Origin of the sequence: Flagellimonas olearia, assembly GCF_004150225.1 — a bacterium.
Classification (GTDB): Bacteria; Bacteroidota; Bacteroidia; order Flavobacteriales; family Flavobacteriaceae; genus Flagellimonas; species Flagellimonas olearia.
The window spans coordinates 155,097-179,732 of record NZ_ML142907.1 but is presented as its reverse complement, the minus strand read 5'-3'; the positions used below and the strand labels follow the sequence as shown (position 1 = coordinate 179,732).

The window sequence follows — 24,636 nt, the reverse complement described above, 5'->3', positions numbered from 1 at the left end:
AGAGAGTTGTGTTGATAATATTTCAAATGGACCTAGATAGCCCGAAACTGTTAAAAATATGGGGTTTATTAAACATCTATCTTTGAATAACATAAAGAAATTCAACAAAATTCTCGATTCGAACGAAATTTGACAATGGAACTGAACAAGTTTAGTAAAAATGTGACCCAAGACCCAACCCTTCCTGCTGCACAAGCCATGTTGCACGCCATAGGGTTGACCGACGAAGATTTACAAAAACCACTTATAGGCATCGCAAGTACAGGCTACGAGGGAAACCCTTGTAACATGCACTTGAACGATTTGGCATTGGAAGTGAAAAAAGGGGTGCAGTCTACCAATATGGTCGGACTTATCTTCAATACGATAGGGGTGAGCGACGGTATCTCCAACGGAACCCCCGGGATGCGATACTCCTTGCCTTCAAGGGACATTATTGCGGACTCCGTGGAAACTGTGGTCCAAGCCATGAGTTATGACGGTTTGGTGACTGTTGTGGGCTGTGATAAAAACATGCCTGGTGCCTTGATGGCCCAATTGCGTTTGAACAGACCTTCTATCTTAGTGTATGGGGGAACCATAGCGCCAGGATGCCACAATAATAGAAAATTGGATATCATTTCCGCATTTGAGGCTTATGGCCAAAAAGTGGCGGGAACCATTGATGAAACCGAATATAAGGAAGTAATCCACAAAGCATGTCCGGGAGCCGGCGCGTGTGGAGGGATGTACACAGCCAACACCATGGCGTCGGCCATTGAGGCCATGGGAATGTCCATGCCGTTCAACTCTTCAATCCCGGCAGTGAACCAAAGCAAAGGTGCCGATTGCGAAGCTGCGGGAGCCGCTTTGCTCAACCTATTGCAAAATGACCTCAAGCCCAAGGATATTGTTACCAAAAAATCCTTGGAGAATGCGTTCCGATTGGTAACCGTTTTGGGTGGTTCTACCAATGCCGTATTGCACTTTATGGCCATTGCCCATGCTGCAGAGGTTGACTTTACTTTGGAAGACATTACAAGAATCAGTGAAACTACCCCGCTGCTGGCAGATTTGAAACCCAGTGGAAAATATCTTATGGAAGATCTTCACAAGGTAGGCGGTGTTCCAGCGGTACTAAAATATATGTTGAAGAAAGGAATGCTTCATGGCGATTGCATCACCGTGACCGGAAAAACATTGGCCGAAAACCTTTTGGATGCGCCCGATTTGGAAGAAGGACAGGATATTATCAGGCCTTTGGACCAACCCATCAAAGAAACGGGGCACATCCGTATCCTTTACGGAAATTTGGCCACGGAAGGTGCTGTAGCCAAGATTACCGGTAAAGAAGGATTGGAATTTACGGGGACAGCTCGTGTTTTCGACAGCGAAACTGCCGTTAACGAAGGAATTCACACCGGTAAAGTCCAAAAAGGAGATGTGGTGGTCATTCGTTATGAAGGACCTAAAGGAGCTCCGGGAATGCCCGAAATGTTGAAACCAACCTCAGCCATTATGGGCGCAGGCTTGGGCAAGGATGTTGCCTTGATCACAGATGGAAGGTTTTCGGGAGGATCCCACGGTTTTGTGGTAGGTCATGTTTCCCCGGAAGCTCAAGTGGGTGGAGGTATCGCTTTGGTGAAGGATGGGGATGAAATCACTATCGATGCTGTGAACAATACCATCAACATCAATATTTCCGATGAAGAATTGGAACAGCGAAGAAAAGCATGGAAGCAACCTGAGCTGAAAATAAAATCAGGGAGCCTGTACAAATACGCAAAAACGGTTTCATCTGCCTCTAAAGGATGTGTTACCGACTTATTTTAAAAATAAACAAACACTATAAATGCCCATAGAGGGAAGGATATGTATTTCCAAAAATAAAGGCTTATGGAAACATTGAAAGCACAAAAAAAAGAGAACAAAAAAAGCACCTCCATACGTATAACAGGTGCTGAGGCCATCATACATTGCTTATTGGCCGAAGGGGTAGACCTTATTTACGGGTATCCTGGTGGGGCCATCATGCCTGTGTATGATGAACTGTACAAGTTTCAGGATAAGCTTACCCATATCCTTACAAGGCATGAGCAAGGCGCTACCCACGCCGCGCAAGGGTATGCGAGGGTAAGCGGAAAGGTTGGGGTTGCCATGGCAACGTCAGGCCCTGGCGCCACCAATTTGGTGACCGGTATAGCCGATGCCCAAATAGACTCCACACCTATGGTGTGCATCACCGGACAGGTGGCAAGACATCTCTTGGGTTCCGATGCCTTCCAAGAAACGGACATTGTTGGAATTTCAACACCTGTTACCAAATGGAACTATCAGATTACCAGAGCAGAAGAAATCCCTGAGATCATGGCCAAGGCATTCTACATTGCCAAATCCGGTAGGCCGGGCCCCGTTTTGGTGGACATCACCAAAAATGCCCAGTTTGACGAGTTGGATTTTGTATACGAGAAATGTACAGGGGTTAGAAGTTATAAACCTGCTCCGGATATCGAAGTAAGTGCTATTGAAAAGGCGGCGGAATTGATCAACAATGCCAAAAAGCCCTATATTGTTTTTGGACAAGGGGTGATTTTGGGTGAAGCGGAAGAACAGCTCAAGGCTTTGGTTGAAAAAGCGGGAATTCCCGCGGCATGGACCATTTTAGGACTATCGGCCATGGATACGGACCATCCATTGAACGTGGGTATGGTGGGTATGCATGGAAATTATGGCCCCAATGTCCTTACCAATGAGTGCGATTTGCTCATTGCCATAGGGATGCGCTTTGATGATAGGGTAACCGGGAATTTGGAAACCTATGCCAAGCAGGCCAAGATCATTCATTTTGAGATAGATCCTGCGGAAGTCAACAAAAATGTGAAGGTGGATGTTGCTGTTTTGGGCAATGCCAAACAGACTTTGGAGTTGCTACTCCCATTGGTAAATAAAAATGAACATAAGGAATGGTTGGGCGAGTTTGAAAAAAAGCGTCAAATCGAATTTGATACTGTAATCCAGAAAGATATACATCCCACCAAGCCGGGACTTACCATGGGTGAGGTCTTGGAACAGATCAATGTGGCCTCCGGACACAAGGCGGTCATTGTTTCCGACGTGGGACAGCATCAAATGATGGCTTGTCGATATGCCAAGTTCAAACAGACTAAAAGTAATATCACCTCAGGTGGTTTGGGCACCATGGGATTTGCCCTTCCGGCAGCCATTGGCGCCAAGATGGGGGCTATGGACCGCGAGGTCGTTGCTATCATTGGTGATGGCGGGTACCAAATGACCATTCAGGAACTTGGGGTTATCTTTCAGCATAATCTACCCGTGAAAATAGTGGTATTGAACAATGATCACTTGGGAATGGTGCGTCAATGGCAAGAACTTTTCTTTGAAAGAAGATATGCCTCAACCGTTATGACCAATCCTGATTTTGTGAAAATCGCGGAAGGATATCACATTAAGTCAAGAAGGGTAGTGGAGCGTTCGGAATTGAAGGATGCCGTGGAGGAAATGATGGCTTCCAAAGACCCTTATTTCTTGGAGGTTCGGGTAGAGAAGGAAGACAATGTGTTCCCAATGGTTCCAACAGGGGCTTCCATTTCAGATATCAGATTGAAATAAAGATGGATCAGGCCAATAGTTTGGATATACCGGTCAACTATCCCGCTTTGCTTGCCAAATCCAAGGAAATGGGCTTTTCCATGTCTTCGGATATGGGGGTAGGTTCCTTGTTAAGGACATTGGTGGCCTCCAAATCCAATGGAAGTTTCTTGGAATTGGGTACGGGAGTTGGCCTTTCATTGGCTTGGATGGTGCAGGGGATGGACAAAGATTCCCATGTCATCAGTGTGGACAATGAAGCTGGACTTATCCAGATTGCCAAGGCCTTTTTTCAAGACGAACCACGCTTGGAGCTTGTTTGCGCTGAAGGTGGGGATTGGCTGGAATCTTATAAAGGTGATTCGTTCGATTTGATTTTTGCGGATGCTTGGCCTGGAAAATACAGTCATCTGGAGAATGCCCTGGCCTTACTTAAGATGGGCGGCTTTTATGTCATAGACGATATGAGCAGGCAACCCAATTGGCCGGCAGGGCATGAGGATAAGGCGAACGAGCTGATTGAATTATTGGAAAAAAGAAAAGATATAACAATTACAAAAATGGACTGGTCCACAGGACTCATAGTTGCGGTTAAAATAAAATAAGCATGGAAAATCAATGGTATACCATATCGGTGTATTCCGAAAACAATGTGGGTTTACTCAATAGAATATCTGGGATATTCTTAAAGAGACACATTAATATTGAGAGTTTAAATGTTTCAAAATCAGAGATTGAGAACGTTTCCAAGTTCACAATCGTGATTTTTTCCACCGAAGATTGGGCGCGAAAAATCGTCAACCAAATAGAAAAACAGATTGAGGTCATCAAGGCCTACTATCATACGGATGACGAAACCATTTACCAAGAATCGGCCCTTTTTAAGGTGGCATCCCATTTGTTGTTTGATGAAAGACAGATCCAGAACATCATCAAAGAGAGCAATTCACAGATTGTTACCGTGAGCAGGGATTTCTTTGTTTTGGCCAAGACGGGGCGTCGTCATGAAATCGATGAGATGCACGATGCATTGGAGCCTTACGGGATCATGCAGTTTGTACGCTCCGGCAGGATAGCCGTGAGTAAGGCGGCCATGCCGATCACCAATATTTTAGCAGAATTTCAAAATCAATAAATAGCAAAATCAAATAGTTAAAATGGCAAATTACTTCAACACACTATCACTTCGTGAACAATTGACCCAATTGGGAAAGTGTAGGTTTATGGACCCAAGTGAGTTCGCTGATGGTGTTACCGCTCTTAAGGGCAAGAAAATTGTAATAGTGGGCTGTGGTGCCCAAGGGTTGAACCAAGGGTTGAACATGCGTGACTCTGGACTTGATATTTCCTATACGCTTCGCGAAGCGGCCATAAAGGAGCAAAGACAGTCATACAAGAATGCCACTGAGAACAATTTCACCGTGGGAACTTATGAGGAATTGATCCCTACCGCTGACTTGGTCATCAATTTGACTCCGGACAAGCAACACTCCAAAGTGGTAGGTGCGGTAATGCCCTTGATGAAAAAAGGTGCTACGCTATCGTATTCACACGGGTTCAACATTGTTGAGGAAGGAATGCAGGTGCGTGAGGACATCACTGTGATCATGGTTGCTCCAAAGAGTCCAGGTTCTGAAGTACGCGAAGAATATAAGAGAGGTTTTGGGGTACCTACCCTAATTGCAGTCCATCCAGAGAACGATCCTGAAGGAAAGGGATTGGAGCAGGCCAAAGCCTATGCCGCCGGAACAGGTGGTGACAGGGCCGGTGTTTTGGAATCTTCTTTCGTGGCCGAGGTAAAATCGGATTTGATGGGAGAACAGACCATCCTTTGTGGATTGTTGCAGACCGGATCCATCCTTTCGTTCAATAAAATGATCGAGAAAGGTGTTGATGCCGGATATGCTTCCAAATTGATACAATACGGTTGGGAAACCATTACCGAAGGATTGAAACAAGGGGGTATCACCAATATGATGGACCGTTTGTCCAATCCTGCCAAAATCAAAGCTTTTGATTTGGCCGAGGAGTTGAAAGTGATCATGCGTCCCTTGTTCCAAAAACATATGGACGATATTATGAGTGGTCATTTCTCCAAAACCATGATGGAAGATTGGGACAATGGCGATAAAAACCTATTGGATTGGCGTGCCGCTACCGGAGAAACCGCTTTTGAAAAGACCCCAGCTGGTGATGTATCCATTTCCGAGCAAGCATACTATGACAATGGTGTATTGATGGTCGCTTTTGTAAAATCTGGGGTTGAATTGGCCTATGAGACCATGACCGAGTCTGGAATCATTGGGGAATCCGCTTATTACGAGTCACTTCACGAAACTCCTCTGATTGCAAATACTATCGCAAGAAAGAAATTGTTCGAGATGAACCGGGTAATTTCCGATACTGCAGAGTACGGTTGCTACTTGTTCGATCATGCTTGTAAGCCTTTGTTGACCGACTTCATGAAAACTGTGGAAACCGATATTATTGGGAAACACTTTGGTGAAGGAAAGGACAATGGTGTGGACAACATCAAGTTGATCGCAGTGAACAAAGCCATCCGTGAGCATGACGTGGAGGTGGTTGGAGCGCGTTTGCGTGCTTCCATGACCGCTATGAAACCTATTGGATAAATACAGATATTGGCCTCATGAAGAAGACTGTGGATGCCTATTTTCCACAAATAGCGGATATATACCAAGCAGCGAAGACCATTGCCCAAGTGGCCGAAGTGACGCCTTTGCAGCAGAGTATCCGGTATTCCAAAAATTATGGGGCCAATATTTTATTCAAAAGGGAAGACCTGCACCGTGTTCGGAGCTATAAGATTCGCGGTGCCTACAATAAGATCAGTTCGCTTTCCAAGGAAGAACTGGAAAAAGGCGTGGTCTGTGCCAGTGCTGGCAACCATGCCCAAGGCGTGGCATTTGCCTGTAGTCATTTACAGGTCAAGGGTACGATTTTTATGCCCGTGGTCACCCCAAAACAAAAAATAGACCAGACCAAGATGTTTGGCGGCGATTGGGTCAAAGTAGTATTGGAAGGCGATACCTTTGATGACTCCAATAAAGCGGCCCAATTATTCTGTGCCGAAGAAGGTAAGACCTTTGTACACCCTTTTGATGATGAAAAAATCATTGAAGGGCAGGCTACGGTAGGACTGGAAATACTTCAACAGACTGATACTCCCATTGATTATGTGTTTGCAGCCGTTGGCGGCGGGGGATTGGCTTCCGGGCTTTGTGCGACCTTCAATGCGCTATCGCCCAAGACCAAAATCATTGGCGTGGAGCCCGAAGGGGCGCCTTCCATGAAAAAGGCCATTGAAGCCGGAGAGCTGGTAGAGTTGCAACAGATCGATAAGTTTATAGATGGCGCTGCTGTCCAGAAAGTGGGACAATTGACCTTTCCCATTTGCAGGGACTATCTGCACAAAATGATGACCGTTCCCGAAGGGAAAGTCTGCCAGACCATATTGGACCTATACAATCGGGATGCCATTGTGGTGGAGCCCGCAGGGGCTTTGACCATAGCTGCATTGGATGATTTTGCGGAAGAGATCAAGGGCAAGAATGTAGTCTGCATCATCAGCGGAAGCAACAATGATATTACCCGCACCGCAGAGATTAAGGAGCGTGCGTTGTTGTACGCGAATTTAAAGCACTATTTTATAGTGAGGTTTCCCCAGCGTCCAGGTGCATTGAAAGAATTTGTGGTCGATATCTTGGGTCCCAATGATGATATTACCCACTTTGAATACTCCAAAAAATCGAGTAGGGAAAATGCACCTGCAGTAGTGGGTATAGAGCTTAAATCATCCGAAGATTTGGAGCCTTTGATCCAACGCATGAAGGCCAACAACTTTTTTGGGGACTACCTGAATGACAAGCCCGATCTTTTTCGGTATTTAGTATGATTCACTCCGCATAACCACAGCTTATTTACTCCATCGTTTTCGATGCGAAACCTTTGAAAACAAAGCGAATCAAAGCCTTTTTTGTGTTAGCTTTGTTAGGAAAACACGACTGTTTTATAGAACTTTAATAGCATAAAAGAACAACATATGCCAGCAATAAAAAGTACCATACCTGAAGCATTTCAAATCGAGCAAGAGATTCACCAAAAGACTTATTTGGTCAATGGGGAATTGCGAAAATGGGAGGGAAATACCACTCCCGTGGTCTCCACCATTTCCTCTACCAAGGAATATGCCCCCACTACTTTGGGCAGTATCCCGGATATGGGGGAACCCGAGGCCATGGAGGCTTTGGATGCGGCCTTGGTGGCATATGACAAAGGACAAGGGGTTTGGCCCACGATGAAGGTAAAGGACCGTATTGAATGTATGGAGTCCTTTGTCAAGAAGATGGAGCAAAAGCGCGAGGAGGTCGTAAAATTGTTGATGTGGGAAATTGGCAAGTCACAACCGGATTCCTACAAGGAATTTGATCGTACCGTGGAGTATATCTATGACACCATAGAGGAATATAAGCAGTTGGATCGGGATAGTGCCAAGTTTGAAAAAAACAGTGGGGTATATGCCCATATCCGCAGGGGACCCTTAGGCGTAGTACTCTGCTTGGGACCTTACAATTATCCCTTGAATGAGACCTTCGCGTTGTTGATTCCTGCCATTATTATGGGAAACACCACCATATTTAAACCCGCAAAACATGGGGTTTTATTGATTACACCACTTTTGGAGGCCTTTAAGAGCAGTTTTCCCAAAGGCGTGGTGAACATTCTTTTCGGCAGGGGTAGGGCCGTTGCCGCCCCCATTATGAAAACCGGAAAGGTGGATGTATTGGCCCTTATTGGAAATAGTAAATCGGCGAATGCGCTCCAGGAACAACACCCCAAGAGCAACAGATTACGTTTGGTATTGGGCTTGGAAGCCAAAAACCCAGCCATTGTATTACCCGATGCGGATTTGGACCTTACCATCAATGAATGTATTGCCGGGACCCTGTCCTTTAACGGGCAACGGTGTACTGCGCTCAAAGTAGTTTATGTGCACGAAGATATCAGGGAAGAATTCTTAAAACGATTCTCCGAAAAAGTGGATGCCCTCAAGTTTGGGAACCCATGGGATGAAGGGGTGAGCCTTACACCATTACCAGAACCAGGAAAGCCAGCCTATATCCAAGAACTGTTGGACGATGCCAAAACCAAAGGAGCCAAAGTCCTTAACAAAAAAGGAGGAAAGCATTTTGATAATTACATCTGGCCAGCGGTATTGTATCCGGTTTCCAAAGATATGCGAGTGTATGAGGAGGAACAATTTGGCCCCGTCATCCCTGTACTATCCTTTAAGGATATTGAAGAACCTTTGGACGATATGGCGGAAAGCAATTATGGACAACAGGTGAGTCTGTTCGGGAAAGATGTGTATACCCTTTCACCACTTATTGATTCCTTGGCGAACCTCGTTTGCCGGGTAAACTTGAACAGTTCTTGCCAGCGTGGCCCGGATGTGTACCCGTTTACCGGACGAAAGGATTCCGCACAGTCCACCTTGAGTGTGCACGATGCCCTGCGTTCGTTCTCCATACGGACTTTTGTGGCCTTTAAGGACAACGACTTGAACAACGAAACCATTGAGCAGTTGTTGGAGGCCAAGGTGAGCAACTTTTTAAGTACGGATTATATTTTATAACAACAGATTTCTCACAGCTCCTTCGACTGCGCTCAGGATGACAGTTCGAAATGACTGCAAATGGGTGTATGTCATTTCGAGTGAGTCCCGATGGTTTTCGGGACGACGAGAAATCTCCAATGAAGTTTAACAAAAAAAGCCTTGGAATTTTTCCAAGGCTTTTGCTGTTTTTTTATAGTTATATCAGAGTGTGATGGGCGTGGAGCGTTCATAGGTAATGGTACCGCCATTGGCAGCTGTGGTCCATTCCGTGAATTTAAGGGTGAAATAAATATCTTCCTCAACAAGCCAAACTCCGAGGGTTCTTCCTACTAGTTCTGCCATATGGGCCTGTTGGTTTTCACTTTGTGAATTCACTTCTATGGTAAAGTCGTTTATAATATCGGTCACGTTATTGAGCGGTGAATAATTCATGTTACGAGCCATGGTTGCTATGTTATTGAGGCTATAAAAATGGGTGTTGTCCCCCAAGGTGCCATAAAACTGGAAATTGTTCCAAGATGCCGTATTCGGGGTGTCTATATCCAATAGGGTCCAACGTACGCCCTTGGTGCCTCCGGTTGGATTATGTCCTGTAATATTTGACACAGAATTGACTGGTGGTCCCCAGAATTCCCAGGCCAAGTCAGAAGCATCTTGCCCATGAACAGGGGCATTGCCTATATTGTCCTCCCACCAAGTAAGGTTAAATAGATAGTCGTTGTCCTGCCGGGTAAAGGTGACTTTTTCGGTGATCATATCTTGGTATTGCGGGTCGGTCCAGTCATCGTTCTTGTCTTTGGAGAATACTTTGTTGGGGCCTGTCCAAATTATACTTTCATAAGTCCCATCACAATCACTATCCACTCCATCATTAGGGGTGTCTTGAGCACTAGGATGGATATCCGAGTCGGTGTCGTTGCAATCGGTATTGTCGGTTACATACTTGTCCGGAGCGGTCACCCCATCACATAGCTCCATAGATTGGTCGGGATTACCAAAGGTGTCGCCGTCATTATCCAAATAATAGGTCACTTTGGTACAACTGGAAAAGATGTTGGCATTGGTGTCATCAGGGTCATTGGCATTGGCCACATGTTTGTCCGGCTTTTCACAGGCCATTTGGGGTTTGGCGGAGTCGCCTTCGCCATCCCCATCATTGTCCAGATAAAAGGTGGTTTCCTTGCAGGGGTCGTCCTTGCCGCAAGAGTTGTTCAAGACAAGGAAAAGGGCCAAGGCCATGGGGCCCAAGAGTTTTGGATGTTTCATTGTGAATTTTTTACTGTTCTTCCAAAGGAAAACCATAACCTACTTTATATGGCGGATGAATTGACGGATGCCCTGTTCGGGTTGATGTGTGCTTGGTTTGGGTTGACGGGGTAAAATTAGCAACGAGACCATTGAGCAGTTGCTGGAGGGCAAAGTGAACAACTTTTTGAGTACGGACTATATTAATAGCAGCAGACTTCTCACATTCCCCTTCGACTGCGCTCAGGATGACAGTTCGAAATGACTGCAAATGGGTGTATGTCATTTCGAGTGAGTCCCGACGGTTTTCGGGACGACGAGAAATCTCCTTTGATATTCCTCCAAGGTGTTTTTTTGTCACACCAGGAGATTATATTTATAAAGGGATGGGTGATGATCGCTCTTAGGTAATGGATTTACACGAGCTTAGAAATAGGTGAAGGGCAAATGAAAATTCTTTATCGTAACGTATTTTCCTCATCAAGGACTGTGGTTCGTCGTTTCAAGAAGGTCAATACTAGAAAGCTGATACTGGCAAGTACAAAGCCTACCAAAAAGGTCAAGTTATAATTGGCAGTTCCATTGATGAATTCCCCGGCCATATCAAACACAAAAAAGATGATAAAGAGATTGAAAAGACCATTTTTTTCCTGTTTCAATACCTTCTTCCAACTAAAGGTCATAATGGGTTGTCTGTATTGCTTAAAATTGGGGATGAAGGCTGGAACCCTTTCGGACCAATGCAAATAGGTCATCCCAAACTTTTTACGCAAAAATTGCTCTTCAGCGAACATAATACGTTCATAATACACCCAAAACAGGAGGCAGAAGGCCGTAACGAACCAAAAGTTTCCGGTCAGTAGGGCCGGCCCCAACCACATAAAGAAGTTCCCCAAGTAAAGAGGGTGTCTCACAACGGAATAGATGCCGGTGGTGTTGAGCGTATCGGCCACCTGACCCTTTACGTTTCGACCAGAAGTGTTCTTTGGAGCGTGGCCAATGGTGAATATTCGGATAAGCTGCCCCAACAACCCAACCAATAGGCAGAAAAGTTCATAATGTATTTCGTAAGGGGTGTTCTTGATGAAAAAGGTTTCGGGGTGGATTTCTGTATTGATGTACAGGCCAATACCGATTGCGATAAAGATCAAAGGCAAAAAGCTTCGATACCGGAACAGCCAAATTCCCTGTTGTTCAAATTCTTCCTGTAGTGCCATTTTAAATTCCTTTTGAGATTGTTGTTGGGCACCAAAACTAGTATGGTCCAAATCAAGAAAGAGGGTGCAATTGACGGATGCCCCTTATGGATTGACGTAAACAGGGTTTGAATTGAAGAGCAATTGGGAAGTGGGATGTTTAGGTATAAAAAAAGCCCCATAAAGGGGCTCTTGGAATTTTGTTTTGAAATGGATTATAAGTTGGAAGCCAACCAATCACCCACCTCACTGGTGCCAAATGATTTGCCGCCTTCGGCCAAATCCTCGGTGACCACGCCTTCGGCCAAAGATTTATTGACCACGGCACGAATGGCCTCAGCTTCATCGGCAAGGTCCAAATCTTCAAACAACATGGCGGCAGACAATACCGTTGCCAGTGGGTTGGCTATGTTCTTTCCAGCTGCCTGAGGGTAGGAACCGTGAATGGGCTCATAAAGCGACACCTTGCTTCCTACGGAAGAAGAAGGCATCAATCCCATGGATCCGGAAATTACCGAAGCTTCATCGGTGAGGATGTCCCCAAATAGGTTGGCGGTAATGATGACATCGTAGGCTTTGGGCCATTGTACCAAACGCATGGCCACGGCATCCACAAATTCATAGGACACTTCCACTTCCGGGTATTCTTTTTCCATATTTTGGACAGTTTCCCTCCACAAACGAGAAGATTCCAATACGTTGGCCTTATCCACACAGCAAAGCTTTTTGGAACGCTTTAGGGCCATTTCAAAACCTTTGCGGGCCAGCCGCTCTATTTCAAAGCGTTGGTAGGTCATGGTGTCAAAGGCAGTGTTGCCGTCATCCTTTCTCCCTCTTTCCCCAAAATAGACCCCTCCGGTAAGCTCACGAAGAATGATAAGGTCCGTACCTTCAATACGTTCTCTTTTCAATGGGGACTTATCAATCAATGAAGGAAAAGTAAATGTGGGTCGAACATTGGCAAAAAGCCCCAATTTTTGACGCATTTTCAACAAGCCTTGCTCAGGACGTACCTTGGCAGATGGGTCATTGTCAAAACGAGGGTGTCCTATGGCTCCAAAAAGTACGGCATCGGCATTGGCACACACCTCATGGGTTTCGTCTGGATAGGGCTCTCCTACGGCATCAATGGCGGCAGCACCGGTAAGTGCAGGTGTCCAATTGATTTCATGTCCGAATTTTTTTGCTACGGCATTGGATACTTTTACGGCTTGGTCTATTACTTCGGGACCGATTCCATCCCCGGCCAATAGGGCTATGTTTAATTTCATTTCTTTAATTATCAGTTTTCAATAAACACAATTATCTATACTAGGTTGAGCATTTTTTCTGTGGCCTTTATAGCCGATACGGTCTGGTCGGAATCCAATCCACGTGTGGTGAATTCGTTCTCCTTGGTCTGCCAGGTGATGATGGTCTCGCAAAGCGCATCCGAATTACTCCCAGGAGGGATTCTAACGGCATAGTCCACCAGCTTGGGCAGTTCCCTTCCTTCTTTTTTGTACACTTTTTTCAAGGCGTTGATAAAGGCATCGAATTGTCCATCTCCCTGTGCATTTTCCTCATAGCTCTTTCCTTCAATTTCGATGGAAAGGGTAGTGGAGGGTTTCAATCCTTTGGAGTGGGTGAGCACATAGGACTTTACAAACACCTTTTGTTGATGGAGGTCGCTGTCCAACACATCGGAAATGATATAGGGAAGGTCATCTTTGGTGACCCTTTCCTTTTTGTCGCCCAGTTCTATGATGCGCTCGGTAACTTTTTTAAGCTCCTCATCGTTTAAGGTCAGCCCCAGTTCCTGAAGGTTCTTTTGGATGTTGGCCTTGCCCGATGTTTTGCCTAGGGCATATTTGCGCTTTCTACCAAAGCGCTCTGGCAATAAATCGTTAAAGTAAAGATTCTTCTTGCTATCTCCATCGGCATGTATACCAGCAGTTTGGGTAAACACATTATCTCCTACGATAGGTTTGTTGTCAGGAATCCCAAATCCGGTAAAAGCTGATACCAGTTTACTCACTTTGTACAGCGAGGATTCCTTGACCCCGATGGAAATCTCGGGCATAAAGTCATTGATTACGGCCACTACGCTGGCCAAGGGGGCATTACCGGCCCGTTCCCCCATACCATTTACGGTAAGGTGTAGCCCGTGGGCACCTGCCTTGAGGGCTTCCATGACATTCGCTACGCTCAGGTCATAATCGTTGTGCCCGTGAAAATCGAAATGTGTGTTCGGATATTTCTCAATGATCTCCTTAAAAAACTGGCCGGTCTCGCCATGGGTCAATACGCCCAAGGTATCGGGTAACAAAATGCGTTTAATGGGTTGGGTGGTAAGAAAATCCAAAAACTGGTACACATATTCTTTGGAGTTCCGCATGCCATTGCTCCAATCTTCAAGATACACATTGGTTTCAATACCCAATTCTTGCGCTTTTTGTATGACCGTGGCAATATCCGAAAAATGCTGTTCAGGTGTTTTCTTGAGCTGATGGGTAAGGTGGTTCAAAGACCCTTTGGTCAACAAGTTTTGCACCTTGGCGCCAGCCTCTATCATCCAGTCCAAAGAAACCCCATTATCTACAAAAGTGAGCACTTCGACTTTGGAGATATACCCTTCGCTGTGGGCCCACTCGGTGATACTTTTGACCGCTTTGAGCTCCCCTTCGGAAACACGGGCCGAAGCCACCTCAATACGGTCCACCTTGAGTTCTTCCAAAAGAAGTTTGGCCAAAGTGAGTTTTTCCGAAGCGGAAAAGGAAACCCCAGAGGTCTGTTCACCATCCCTTAGGGTGGTGTCCATGATTTCAACAGTGCGTGCTTTCATTTTCAGTGTAGGGTTGGGTAGGGTCTATAAGGGAGTGTTCCCGGCAAATTGCTCAATATCGTTTTTAATGTTCAACAAATAGTCGATGTCATCAAAACCGTTGAGCATATTTTGTTTTTTGTACCCGTTGATGTCAAAGCTTTCGCTTTCCCCAGTTGCCAAAATGGTGATTTTTTGCTCGGGAAGGTTTACTTCCAACTCCGCTTTGGGGTCGGCCTCAATGGCCGTGAAAATTTTGTCTAAAAACTCAGGACTTACCTGAACGGGCAATACTCCGATATTCAGACAGTTGTTTCGGAAAATATCTGCAAAGAAACTGGATACCACACAACGGAATCCGTAATCGTATACGGCCCATGCGGCGTGTTCCCGTGAAGAACCGGAACCGAAGTTTTTTCCACCTACCAATATCTGTCCACTGTAGATAGGGTTGTTCAATACAAAATGCTCTTTTGGGCTGTCATCGGAGTTGTACCTCCAGTCGCGGAACAAATTGTCTCCAAAACCTTTACGCTCCGTGGCTTTAAGGAATCGGGCTGGGATGATTTGGTCGGTATCCACATTTTCAATGGGCATGGGTACCGCTGAACTTTTTAATATGTTGAATTTATCGTATGCCATGTTATTTCAATTTTCAGTTGACAATTACCAATTGACAATAGGTTGTTCCTTTGTATATTGATAATTGTTCATTGTTTATTGCCAATTGTATCTTGTTATGCGAATGCTTCTTCCATGAGTTCCCGTGGGTCGGTGACCTTACCGGTAACAGCGGCAGCGGCGGCAACCAAAGGACTGGCCAATAGGGTACGTGCTCCGGGACCTTGTCTTCCTTCGAAGTTTCGGTTGGAGGTACTCACGGCATATTTTCCAGCGGGAATCTTATCATCGTTCATGGCCAAACAGGCTGAACATCCCGGTTCACGAAGCTCAAAACCGGCTTCCTGAAGAATGTCCAAAATACCTTCTTCCCTAATGGCTGCTTCCACTTGGTGGGAGCCAGGAACCAACCATGCTGTAACGTGGTCTGCTTTCTTTTTTCCTTTGATGATGGAAGCAAAGGCTCTAAAGTCCTCAATCCTACCATTGGTGCAGCTTCCCAAGAAGACAAAATCAATGGGTTTTCCAATCATGGCTTCACCTTCGTTGAAATCCATATACTCCAAGGATTTTTTATAGGTGGCCACACCGCCTTCAACAGCTTCTGCAAGCGGAATGTATTTTTGGATGCCCATACCCATACCTGGATTGGTACCATAGGTGATCATGGGTTCTATATCGCTGGCATTGAAGGAAAGCTCCTTGTCAAAAACAGCATCATCATCAGAATACAAAGTTTTCCAATATTCCATGGCGGTATCCCAGTCCTGACCTTTGGGAGTGTACTCACGTCCCTTGATATAGTCAAAAGTCTTTTCATCGGGAGCGATCATACCCCCTCGTGCGCCCATTTCAATACTCAAATTGCAAACGGTCATTCTACCTTCCATGGACATGTTCCTGAACACCTCGCCAGCATACTCCACAAAATATCCGGTTGCTCCGGAAGTGGTCAATTGGGAGATGATAAACAAGGCCACATCTTTTGGGGTAACCGCTTTGCTGAGGGCTCCATCCACATTGATACGCATCCGTTTGGGTTTGGGCTGCATAATACATTGGGTGGAAAGTACCATTTCCACTTCACTGGTCCCGATTCCGAAAGCAATGGCGCCAAACGCACCATGGGTGGAAGTGTGGGAATCCCCACAAACTATGGTTGCTCCGGGAACGGTAATCCCATTTTCCGGGCCGATGACGTGAACAATACCATTTTTCTTATGCCCAAGCCCCCAATAAGGGATGTTATGGGCTTTGGAGTTTTCCTCAAGGGCCCTAAGCTGATTGGCCGATAATTTGTCCTTGACGGGCAAATGTTGGTTTCGGGTAGGGGTGTTATGGTCTGCCGTGGCAAACGTACGCTCTGGGTACAATACCTTGATGCCTCTATTCTTTAATCCCAAAAAAGCTACGGGACTGGTTACTTCATGCACCAAATGCCTGTCAATAAAAAGGACATCGGGACCATTTTCAATATGTTGGACCACATGGGAATCCCAAACTTTATCAAATAGTGTTTTGCTCATCGTTACATTCAATAATTTGTAAGCCTACAAAGTTAAAATATCAATAAAAACCCACCTTTGGGTTGGATGTAAAATTACGATGTTCAACGTTCATTTTCCTAGAATACATGGAATGTTAACAAAAGTTGCCGGGGGATTTTCAAATATCACTGATGGATTCCCTTGATTTTGAATTGAATATGGTAACTAATTGAAATTTAACATGTTCCAATTTTATTTAACATTGTTGTAACGCTATCCCAACGTGAAGCAACATACTTTAGGGCATCAACTTAAAAGTTTATTCATTAACTACATCAAAAAAACGAACCATGAGAAAATTTTACCCGGCCATTTCGGCCACAATTCTAATGACCGTATTTCTTATGTCCAGTACCGCTTTTGCACAGCTGGACTTTTTGCCGAGGGGGAGCCAGATGGCAAAGGTGTCCCAACGGATAGGAACTACGGATGTCACCATCGTCTATTCCAGGCCCAGCGTCAACGATAGGGAAGTTTGGGGTGCATTGGTCCCCTATGGCATGAACAATCTTGGATTTGGAACGGCAGCCGAATCCCCATGGAGGGCAGGCGCCAATGAGAACACCATATTCAAGACCACCCATGACCTCACCATTGGAGGTAAAACACTTGCCGCAGGGGAATATGGACTGCACATGATCGTGAACGAAGACAACACGGCCACGGTAATCTTTTCCCAAAACCATGGGGCTTGGGGAAGCTATTTCTACGACCCTTCCGAAGATGCCCTTCGAGTGGATGTCCAGACCGAGGAAGTGCCCCATGTGGAATTATTGACCTATGGTTTTGACCAGGTGGATGCCAACTCGGCCGTAGTGTCATTAAGCTGGGAGAAAAAGAAGATACCTTTTACGGTTGAAACGGATGTCACCCAAAATGTTTTGGCGGAAATCCGTCAACAATTGCAGACCTCGCCGGGCTTCAATAGGCAAAGCTGGGAGCAGGCTGCCAACTATGCTTTGAACAATGGGGGCAATTTGGATGAGGCCCTTGGGTGGGTCAACTCGGCCATTGAAGGACAGTTTTTCAGTCAGAAAAACTTCAACAACCTTAGCATCAAATCCCAGATTTTGGAACGACAGGGAAAAACAGCTGAGGCCAAAACAGTGATGGATGAGGCCATGCCCTTGGGTTCTGTGTTAGAAATTCATACCTACGGACGGCAATTGATTGCCCAGGGAAAGAAGGATGAGGCCTTGGCGGTGTTCCAATGGAATGCCAAAAACCATAAAAATACTTGGCCGGTTGATTTTGGGTTGGCCAGAGGGTATTCTGCGGTTGGAGAGTATAAAACGGCTCTAAAACACCTCAAAATAGCAGAGGGTAGGGCTCCGGACCAACCCAATAAGGATGCCATTGCAGCCTACATTGCCAGACTTCAAGAAGGTACGGATATCAACTAAAAACCAGCTGATAAAAAGATAAAGCCCGACATTGATCGGGCTTTTTTTAGCTGATATAATTCCAAATGGTCTTGTTTTGCATCATTCGGGAGTAAGCCTTTCTGATGGGGATGTTTTCTTCCTTTTCCAGTCTAGGATCTTCCTTGAGCAATTGTAGGGCGTGGTAGCGTGCCGTTTTTAAGATTTGGTTGTCCTTGACGATGTCGGCTATCTTAAGGTTGAGCATACCACTTTGTTGGGTGCCCATTAAATCCCCCGGGCCACGGAGTTTTAGGTCCACTTCGGCAATTTCAAAACCATCGTTGGTACTAACCATGGTCTGTAGTCGGGTTTTGGCTTCTTCTGATAGTTTGTGCCCCGTCATCAAAATACAGAAACTTTGTTCTGCACCACGGCCCACACGCCCACGAAGCTGGTGCAGTTGGGAAAGTCCAAAGCGTTCCGCACTCTCAATGATCATGACCGAGGCATTGGGTACGTTCACCCCAACTTCGATTACTGTGGTAGCCACCATGATCTGGGTTTCGCCTTTTACAAAACGTTCCATTTCATAATCCTTATCCGCAGGTTTCATTTTCCCATGAACAATGGATATCTGGTATTCTGGTTGTGGAAAATCCCGGACAATGCTTTCGTATCCGTCCATTAAGTCTTTATAGTCCAAGGCTTCGGATTCCTGGATCAAAGGATATACGATATAAACCTGCCGTCCTTTTTGGATTTCATCTTTGATGAACCCAAAGACTTTCAATCGATTCCCATCATATCTATGGACCGTTTTAATGGCTTTTCGGCCCGGGGGTAGCTCATCGATCACGGAAACATCCAAATCCCCGTATAGGCTCATGGCCAAGGTTCGGGGAATGGGCGTGGCCGTCATCACCAAAACATGGGGAGGGATTTCATTTTTGTGCCACAACTTGGAGCGTTGCGCCACACCAAACCGGTGTTGTTCGTCCACAATGGCCAAACCTAGGTTTTTAAACTGCACTTTATCCTCCAAAACCGCATGGGTACCCACCAAAATATTCAGGTTGCCATTTTCCAATTGATTATGCAATAAAGTCCGTTCCGATTTTTTTGTGGAACCGGTCAATAGGGCAATTTTCACATCCATATTGCCCAATAACTCCTTTAAACCCGTATAGTGCTGACTGGCCAGAATCTCCGTGGGTGCCATTAAGCAGGCCTGAAACCCATTGTCTATGGCCAGCAACATGCACATGAGGGCCACAATGGTCTTTCCCGAACCCACATCGCCCTGCAAGAGTCGATTCATTTGGGCATTGCTTCCCAAATCGTTCCGTATTTCCTTGATGACCCGTTTTTGGGCCTTGGTGAGTTGAAAGGGAAGGTGGTTTTCGAAGAAGCCGGTGAATTTTTCACCAACTGTTTCAAAGGGCATCCCCTTGATTTTTTGTTTACGAAGCAGTTTTTTGGAGATGAGTTGCATTTGCACAAAAAACAGTTCCTCAAACTTGAGTCGAAACTGCGCCTTGGCCAGTAAATTCTGGTTTTTGGGAAAGTGTATGTTGAAAAGGGCTTCACTTTTGGAAATCAACAGTAACTCCTCCAAGATGCTGTTGGACAGCGATTCTGGAAATTGCCCCTTGGATTCGATAAACAACTGCTGCATCATTTTGCCCACAACCCGATTGGTAATGCCTTTGGCGACAAGTTTTTCCGTGGAAGGGTAGATGGGCTGCATGGCAATTTTAACCCCTTGTTGGTGTTCGGAAAGGAGCTCCATCTCTGGATGGGGCATGGAAAAAGTGCTTCCGTACTTGGAAATCCGCCCAAAAACCACATAAGGCTCATTGATTTTCAGATTCTCCCGTATCCATTTGTGGCCGCGGAACCAGACCAGTTCCATTTGTCCTGTTTCGTCCACAAAAGTGGCCACCAAGCGTTTTCCCCGTTTCTGTCCCACGGTTTTAAGATGGATGATCTTCCCAACAATCTGGACATCGGCACCGCTGGGTTGCAGCTGGGCGATTTTGTAATATTGGGTCCGGTCCAGATACCGATTTGGGAACAGATGGAGTAAGTCTCGATAGGTCTCTATGCCCAGTTCTGCCTTGAGGGTATCTGCCCGATTGGGGCCGACACCTTTTAGATATGGGATGGGAGTTTGCAGAAAATTGGGATTCATCGAACTAAAATATGTAATTTGGAAGGACTTTTGATAGGATGATGGTATGAAGCTTACCCCCGCACTTATTTTTTTTCTCTTTATACAATTGCTTTCTGCCCAGGTTCAGGATAAGGTGGACTTTATCCGGGCCGAAGTTTTGATTGAACCCACTCCATCCGAAAGTTGTATAAATGGAAGTGTGGCCTATCAATACAATGTGATCGAAGATGTGGACTCCATTTATCTTGATGCGGTAAACCTTGATTTTTCCGCGGTGTATTTGGATGGGAACAGAGCAGACTACGAATACAACGGGAGAAAGCTTGTCATCAAAAAAAAGATGAAGAAGAGAGACTCCCATATTCTATCCTTGGATTATGTGGCCCGTCCCAAACAAACCGTTTATTTTTTGGGCTGGGATGATGCTATTGAAGGAGATGAGCAGATTTGGACTCAAGGTCAAGGGAAATATACCAGCCATTGGTTGCCCAGTTTTGATGATATGACCGAAAAGGTGGAGTTTAACCTTGATATCATCCTAAAGCAGGACTACACCGTGATTGCTAACGGAAAACTGGTCAAAAAGGAAACCTTGCCCAATGCGAATGGATATTTGTGGCAGTTTGATATGCAAAAACCCATGAGCAGCTATTTGGTGGCCTTTGCCATTGGGAATTTTGAAAAGGAGACCATTCATTCCACATCTGGGGTGCCCATAGAGCTGTATTATGAACACAAAGACAGTGTAAAGGCAGAACCGACCTATAGATTTACCCAGCATATTTTTGACTTTTTAGAGCAGGAAATCGGAGTGCCATATCCTTGGCAGAACTATAAACAGGTTCCGGTACAGGATTTCTTGTATGCTGGAATGGAAAATACCGGAGCAACCATTTTTTCCAACACCTTTGTAGTGGATTCCGTGGCTTTTGCGGATAAAAACTACGTAAATGTCAATGCCCATGAACTCGCCCATCAATGGTTTGGGAATTTGGTGACGGAGCAGAGTGGAAACCACCATTGGTTGCATGAGGGATTTGCCACCTATTATGCCTACTTGGCAGAGAAGGATATTTTCGGGGAGGAATATTTCTACTGGCACTTATTGGAAACAGCAGAGGCCTTGGAAAGGTTTTCCCAAGATGGCAGCGGGGAGGAGCTTACCAATTCCGGAGCAGGAAGTTTGACCTTTTATGAAAAAGGGGCATGGGCATTGGTGATGCTACGCGACCGGGTTGGGGATGCCAATTTTAAACAGGGTATAAAGAATTATTTGGCCAAGTACGCTTTTCAAAATGTGACCATCCCCGATTTTATGGGAGAGATGGAAAAAGCCTCGGGGAAGAATCTCTCCAATTTTGAAAATCTTTGGCTGCAAGAGTCAGATTTCCCATTCGAACAGGTCAAAGCTTTTTTGGTGGAGAAGAGCCCATCCATCAAAACCTATTTTGAGATCAAGGAAACCATAGGGGAGTCCAAGGATAGTGCCCAAACCATATTGAAGAATAACTGGAGCGCATGGCATTCCAGCAAACTGAAACATCGCTTATTGTTGGATTATGGGGATGTATTGCCTATAAGTTTTATTGCAAAAGTCCTAAAAACAGAGGATGGAAAGGCCCGTCAGGCGTTGGCACTTACCTTGCCCAAGGTGCCACAAGGGCTTCAAATGGATTTTGAGACGTTGCTTCAGGACAAGAGTTATGCGACCTTGGAACCCGCATTGTACCGGCTTTGGACAGATTTTCCCGAAAAGCGGGCAGCGTATCTGGACAAAACAGACGGTATCATTGGGTTTCCCAACAAAAACATTCGCTTGCTATGGTTGACATTGGCCTTGGTGACCCCAGAATACCGAATGGATTCAAAACCGGCGCTTTTTAAGGAATTGAGCTCTTATACCAGTTCCAACCATCATTTTGAGGTTCGGTTGTTGGCGTTTCAATATTTGAAGAACATTGGCGGTTTCAATGATGAAACCTTGCGTAACCTGATTGAGTCCTGCAGCCATCATGTATGGCATTTTAAAAAGACATCCCGGAACATGTTGAAAGAATTCTTGAAAAGCGAAGGCAGTACCGCACGATTAAAAGCGATTTATCCTTTGTTAAACCAAGAAGAACAGCAATATTTGGACAAAACTTTGGGCAAATGAGGGCATTGGTCATTTCGGGAGGAGGAAGCAAGGGTGCTTTTGCAGGAGGTGTTGCACAGTTTCTGATCCAAGAGGCCCAACACAAATACGACATTTTTGTGGGCACATCCACAGGAAGTTTACTGATTTCCCATTTGGCGCTCAACAAGCTGGACAAAATCAAGGAAATTTATTCTTCGGTTAACCAGGATAGTATCTTCAACAATTGCCCTTTTCTCATTAAAAAAAAGCACGGAGTAGAGATCATTGCCATCAACCACTGGAATGTGGTGAAAAACTTTATCAAGGGTAAAAAGACATTCGGGGAAAGTGAGAACCTTCGAAAATTGATCAGGGAATCCATTACCGTTGAGGAATTTGAAGAATTGAAGGAAAGTGAAATGGATGTCGTGGTCACGGTATCCAACCTCTCCTTGAACCAGGTGGAGTATAAATCCATCAACGATTGTACCTATGATGAGTTTTGTGATTGGATTTGGATTTCATCCAATTACACGCCCTTTATGAGCTTGGTCAAAAAAGAAGGCTGTGAGTATGCCGATGGGGGGCTGGGAACTCTCGTACCCATTGAGGAGGCCCTAAACCGTGGTGCCACCGAAGTGGATGTAGTGGTTCTGCATACTGAAGTGAACTATCTCAACCGAATGTCCTCCAAAAATCCATTCGATTTGATCACCACCATCTTCAGTTTTATGCTAGATCGGATAGAGAACCAGAACATTAGGATCGGAAAACTGGTAGCTGGTCAGAAAGATGCCATCATCAACTTTTACTACACCCCTACGGTATTGACCACCAATTCATTGGTATTCAATAAAGAGCGTATGACCTTGTGGTGGAAGCGGGGATATTTGTATGCCAAGAATAAAAATGAGGAAACAAGCCCTATAGATCCCGAGCATCAGGAATAGATCAATCCCAAAGTTCGCTCACCTCTTTTTTTACATAGGCCAAGGCCGTATTGGAAGGTGATTGCTTTTCCATGGTTTGGTTAAGGATGTCTTCCCGTAACTTGTCCGGAGAATCGGTTTCGCTCATGCCAGCGGAACGGATAATCTGTATGGTGGCATTTTTGGCCGCTTTGATGATGTTCCAGCATTCATCGCTCATGTATATCTGCTGGGAAAGATTGTGCTCAAATTCGGTTTCAATCTGTTTGATGAGCAAATTCTCGTAATCACTCTTGCTTTTTCCCTTGGGTGCCACACGAACCACTAGGCTATTGATGGCAATCCGCTCCAAGAAAAGCACCATTCGCTCATACGCCTGCAAACGGACAGGTAAGGTGTCTTTTTGGGAATCTTTATGTAAAAGAAATCGTCGTCTACCATCTTCGTTCCGGGTATGCAGTCTAAAAAAATAAAAAGCAACGGCCCCGGTTACAACAGCGGGCAACAAATAGGCGAAAAGTTGAAGGATATTGTCTCCAGTCATGGGATAGTTTGGTTTTTTATTGATTTTACACAACAAGAACGAACCAAACTTTTAAAAAGTATTTATCCCATGAGATTATTGGACCGCTTTGGCACTTTCCTTGGCCTTGGCGTAAAATGCTTTAAAATCCGGTTGCAACTTAATGTTTATCCCTTCCTTGAAATTGCCATCCTTGGCAGAGATGGACACACTGCCACTGGGCACCCCCAGAACAGTCACCAATTCTTTGGAAACCGCCGCGGCTTGATCATAGGTAGGGCCAAACTCTCCCGTAATATTGAGTCCCTCAACTTCTGTGGTGAAATTCGGGTTGGTCAAAATGACCTTTGAAACGTTTGCAAGCCATTCCTTTCCGGCATCGGTCAGGGTAGTGGAGGTGTCAGAACCAAAAAGGCTGCTTAGGCTATTGGAGATAACGATCACTCCATCACCAACGGCTACTTTTGCATTCTCACCCAAGGTTTGTTTAATACGGGTCAGGGAAACAATGGCCGTGGAATCATTTGCCGATATCATATCGTTGATACCACTGAGCTGTTTTTCTTTTCTGGCCAAAGCGGCCATGGCCCGGTTCACATTCTCCGAATTTTGCTTGGAAAGTTCCGAGAAGTTGCTCAAGTTGCCCAAAAGGGTGGCATTGGCATCCCGAAGCCCGGCATTCTCCACTTCCAAGGTTTCAGCCTTGGCATTGCTGGAGGATATTTCGCGCTTGGCTTTGGCCAAATCCTGCTCAACGCTTGAAATTTGCGATTTTAGGTTGTCAATCTCAGCCAAAAGGTCACTTTTTCTTTGGGAAAACATGGTGGTGGTCAAGGCTAAGAATACAATTAGGGGTAACTTTTTTCTCATGTGTGGTGTATATATGGTCGTTT

The 24,636-nt window shown here is 45.3% G+C and carries 19 protein-coding genes; 10 read left to right on the top strand and 9 right to left on the bottom strand.

Annotation, left to right across the window (positions count from 1 at the left end; genetic code table 11):
- Positions 1–135 precede the first annotated feature (135 nt).
- The 7 genes from ilvD to DN53_RS00775 all read left to right on the top strand — a co-directional run bounded on the left by ilvD (position 136) and on the right by DN53_RS00775 (position 9,244).
- A complete protein-coding gene (gene ilvD / locus DN53_RS00805) occupies positions 136–1,812 on the top strand; it encodes a dihydroxy-acid dehydratase (protein ID WP_129652527.1) in 1,677 nt (558 codons plus the stop codon).
- A 63-nt stretch (positions 1,813–1,875) separates the two neighbouring features.
- The gene (gene ilvB / locus DN53_RS00800; protein ID WP_129652526.1) at positions 1,876–3,609 is read left to right on the top strand and encodes a biosynthetic-type acetolactate synthase large subunit; all 1,734 of its coding nucleotides are present in this window, start codon (positions 1,876–1,878) and stop codon (positions 3,607–3,609) included.
- 2 nt (positions 3,610–3,611) lie between these two features.
- The gene (locus tag DN53_RS00795) at positions 3,612–4,193 is read left to right on the top strand and encodes an O-methyltransferase (protein ID WP_129652525.1); all 582 of its coding nucleotides are present in this window, start codon (positions 3,612–3,614) and stop codon (positions 4,191–4,193) included.
- Positions 4,194–4,195: 2 nt separating this feature from the next.
- Positions 4,196–4,723 (top strand): acetolactate synthase small subunit, encoded by a 528-nt coding sequence (gene ilvN, locus DN53_RS00790; RefSeq protein ID WP_129652524.1) that lies wholly within the window; start codon positions 4,196–4,198, stop codon positions 4,721–4,723.
- Positions 4,724–4,745: 22 nt separating this feature from the next.
- Positions 4,746–6,221: a ketol-acid reductoisomerase gene (gene ilvC, locus DN53_RS00785; protein WP_129652523.1), complete on the top strand. Its 1,476-nt coding sequence runs from the start codon at positions 4,746–4,748 to the stop codon at positions 6,219–6,221.
- Positions 6,222–6,238: 17 nt separating this feature from the next.
- Positions 6,239–7,504: a threonine ammonia-lyase IlvA gene (gene ilvA / locus DN53_RS00780; RefSeq protein ID WP_129652522.1), complete on the top strand. Its 1,266-nt coding sequence runs from the start codon at positions 6,239–6,241 to the stop codon at positions 7,502–7,504.
- A 147-nt stretch (positions 7,505–7,651) separates the two neighbouring features.
- Entirely contained in the window at positions 7,652–9,244 is a 1,593-nt protein-coding gene (locus tag DN53_RS00775; RefSeq protein ID WP_129652521.1) for an NADP-dependent glyceraldehyde-3-phosphate dehydrogenase, read from the top strand.
- A 183-nt stretch (positions 9,245–9,427) separates the two neighbouring features.
- Here the strand turns inward: DN53_RS00775 and DN53_RS00770 are convergent, their stop codons facing one another.
- From DN53_RS00770 to leuC, 6 genes are all read right to left on the bottom strand, one after another.
- Positions 9,428–10,492 carry a putative metal-binding motif-containing protein gene (locus DN53_RS00770; protein WP_165357206.1) on the bottom strand — a complete coding sequence of 355 codons (1,065 nt, stop codon included), beginning with the start codon at positions 10,490–10,492 and terminating at the stop codon, positions 9,428–9,430.
- 437 nt (positions 10,493–10,929) lie between these two features.
- Positions 10,930–11,688, bottom strand: a complete 759-nt coding sequence (locus tag DN53_RS00765; protein ID WP_129652519.1) for a methyltransferase family protein — start codon at positions 11,686–11,688, stop codon at positions 10,930–10,932.
- A gap of 194 nt (positions 11,689–11,882) precedes the next feature.
- Entirely contained in the window at positions 11,883–12,938 is a 1,056-nt protein-coding gene (gene leuB, locus DN53_RS00760) for a 3-isopropylmalate dehydrogenase (protein ID WP_129652518.1), read from the bottom strand.
- Positions 12,939–12,973: 35 nt separating this feature from the next.
- A complete protein-coding gene (locus DN53_RS00755) occupies positions 12,974–14,491 on the bottom strand; it encodes an alpha-isopropylmalate synthase regulatory domain-containing protein (RefSeq protein ID WP_129652517.1) in 1,518 nt (505 codons plus the stop codon).
- Positions 14,492–14,515: 24 nt separating this feature from the next.
- Positions 14,516–15,112, bottom strand: coding sequence for a 3-isopropylmalate dehydratase small subunit (leuD, locus tag DN53_RS00750; protein WP_129652516.1), 597 nt, complete (start codon positions 15,110–15,112; stop codon positions 14,516–14,518).
- A 95-nt stretch (positions 15,113–15,207) separates the two neighbouring features.
- Positions 15,208–16,617, bottom strand: coding sequence for a 3-isopropylmalate dehydratase large subunit (gene leuC, locus DN53_RS00745; protein ID WP_129652515.1), 1,410 nt, complete (start codon positions 16,615–16,617; stop codon positions 15,208–15,210).
- A gap of 311 nt (positions 16,618–16,928) precedes the next feature.
- On the opposite strand from leuC, the gene DN53_RS00740 reads away from it, so the two are divergent.
- A complete protein-coding gene (locus DN53_RS00740) occupies positions 16,929–18,041 on the top strand; it encodes a DUF2911 domain-containing protein (protein ID WP_129652514.1) in 1,113 nt (370 codons plus the stop codon).
- A gap of 46 nt (positions 18,042–18,087) precedes the next feature.
- On the opposite strand, the gene recG is transcribed toward DN53_RS00740, so the two are convergent.
- Positions 18,088–20,193, bottom strand: coding sequence for an ATP-dependent DNA helicase RecG (recG, locus tag DN53_RS00735; protein WP_129652513.1), 2,106 nt, complete (start codon positions 20,191–20,193; stop codon positions 18,088–18,090).
- A gap of 46 nt (positions 20,194–20,239) precedes the next feature.
- On the opposite strand from recG, the gene DN53_RS00730 reads away from it, so the two are divergent.
- Positions 20,240–22,330, top strand: a complete 2,091-nt coding sequence (locus DN53_RS00730) for a M1 family metallopeptidase (RefSeq protein WP_129652512.1) — start codon at positions 20,240–20,242, stop codon at positions 22,328–22,330.
- Positions 22,327–23,241, top strand: a complete 915-nt coding sequence (locus tag DN53_RS00725; protein ID WP_129652511.1) for a patatin-like phospholipase family protein — start codon at positions 22,327–22,329, stop codon at positions 23,239–23,241. The genes DN53_RS00730 and DN53_RS00725 overlap by 4 nt, the downstream gene beginning before the upstream one ends.
- 1 nt (position 23,242) lies before the next feature.
- Here the strand turns inward: DN53_RS00725 and DN53_RS00720 are convergent, their stop codons facing one another.
- A complete protein-coding gene (locus DN53_RS00720) occupies positions 23,243–23,764 on the bottom strand; it encodes a DUF7935 family protein (protein WP_129652510.1) in 522 nt (173 codons plus the stop codon).
- Positions 23,765–23,839: 75 nt separating this feature from the next.
- Positions 23,840–24,613, bottom strand: a complete 774-nt coding sequence (locus tag DN53_RS00715; protein WP_129652509.1) for a coiled-coil domain-containing protein — start codon at positions 24,611–24,613, stop codon at positions 23,840–23,842.
- Positions 24,614–24,636 lie beyond the last annotated feature (23 nt).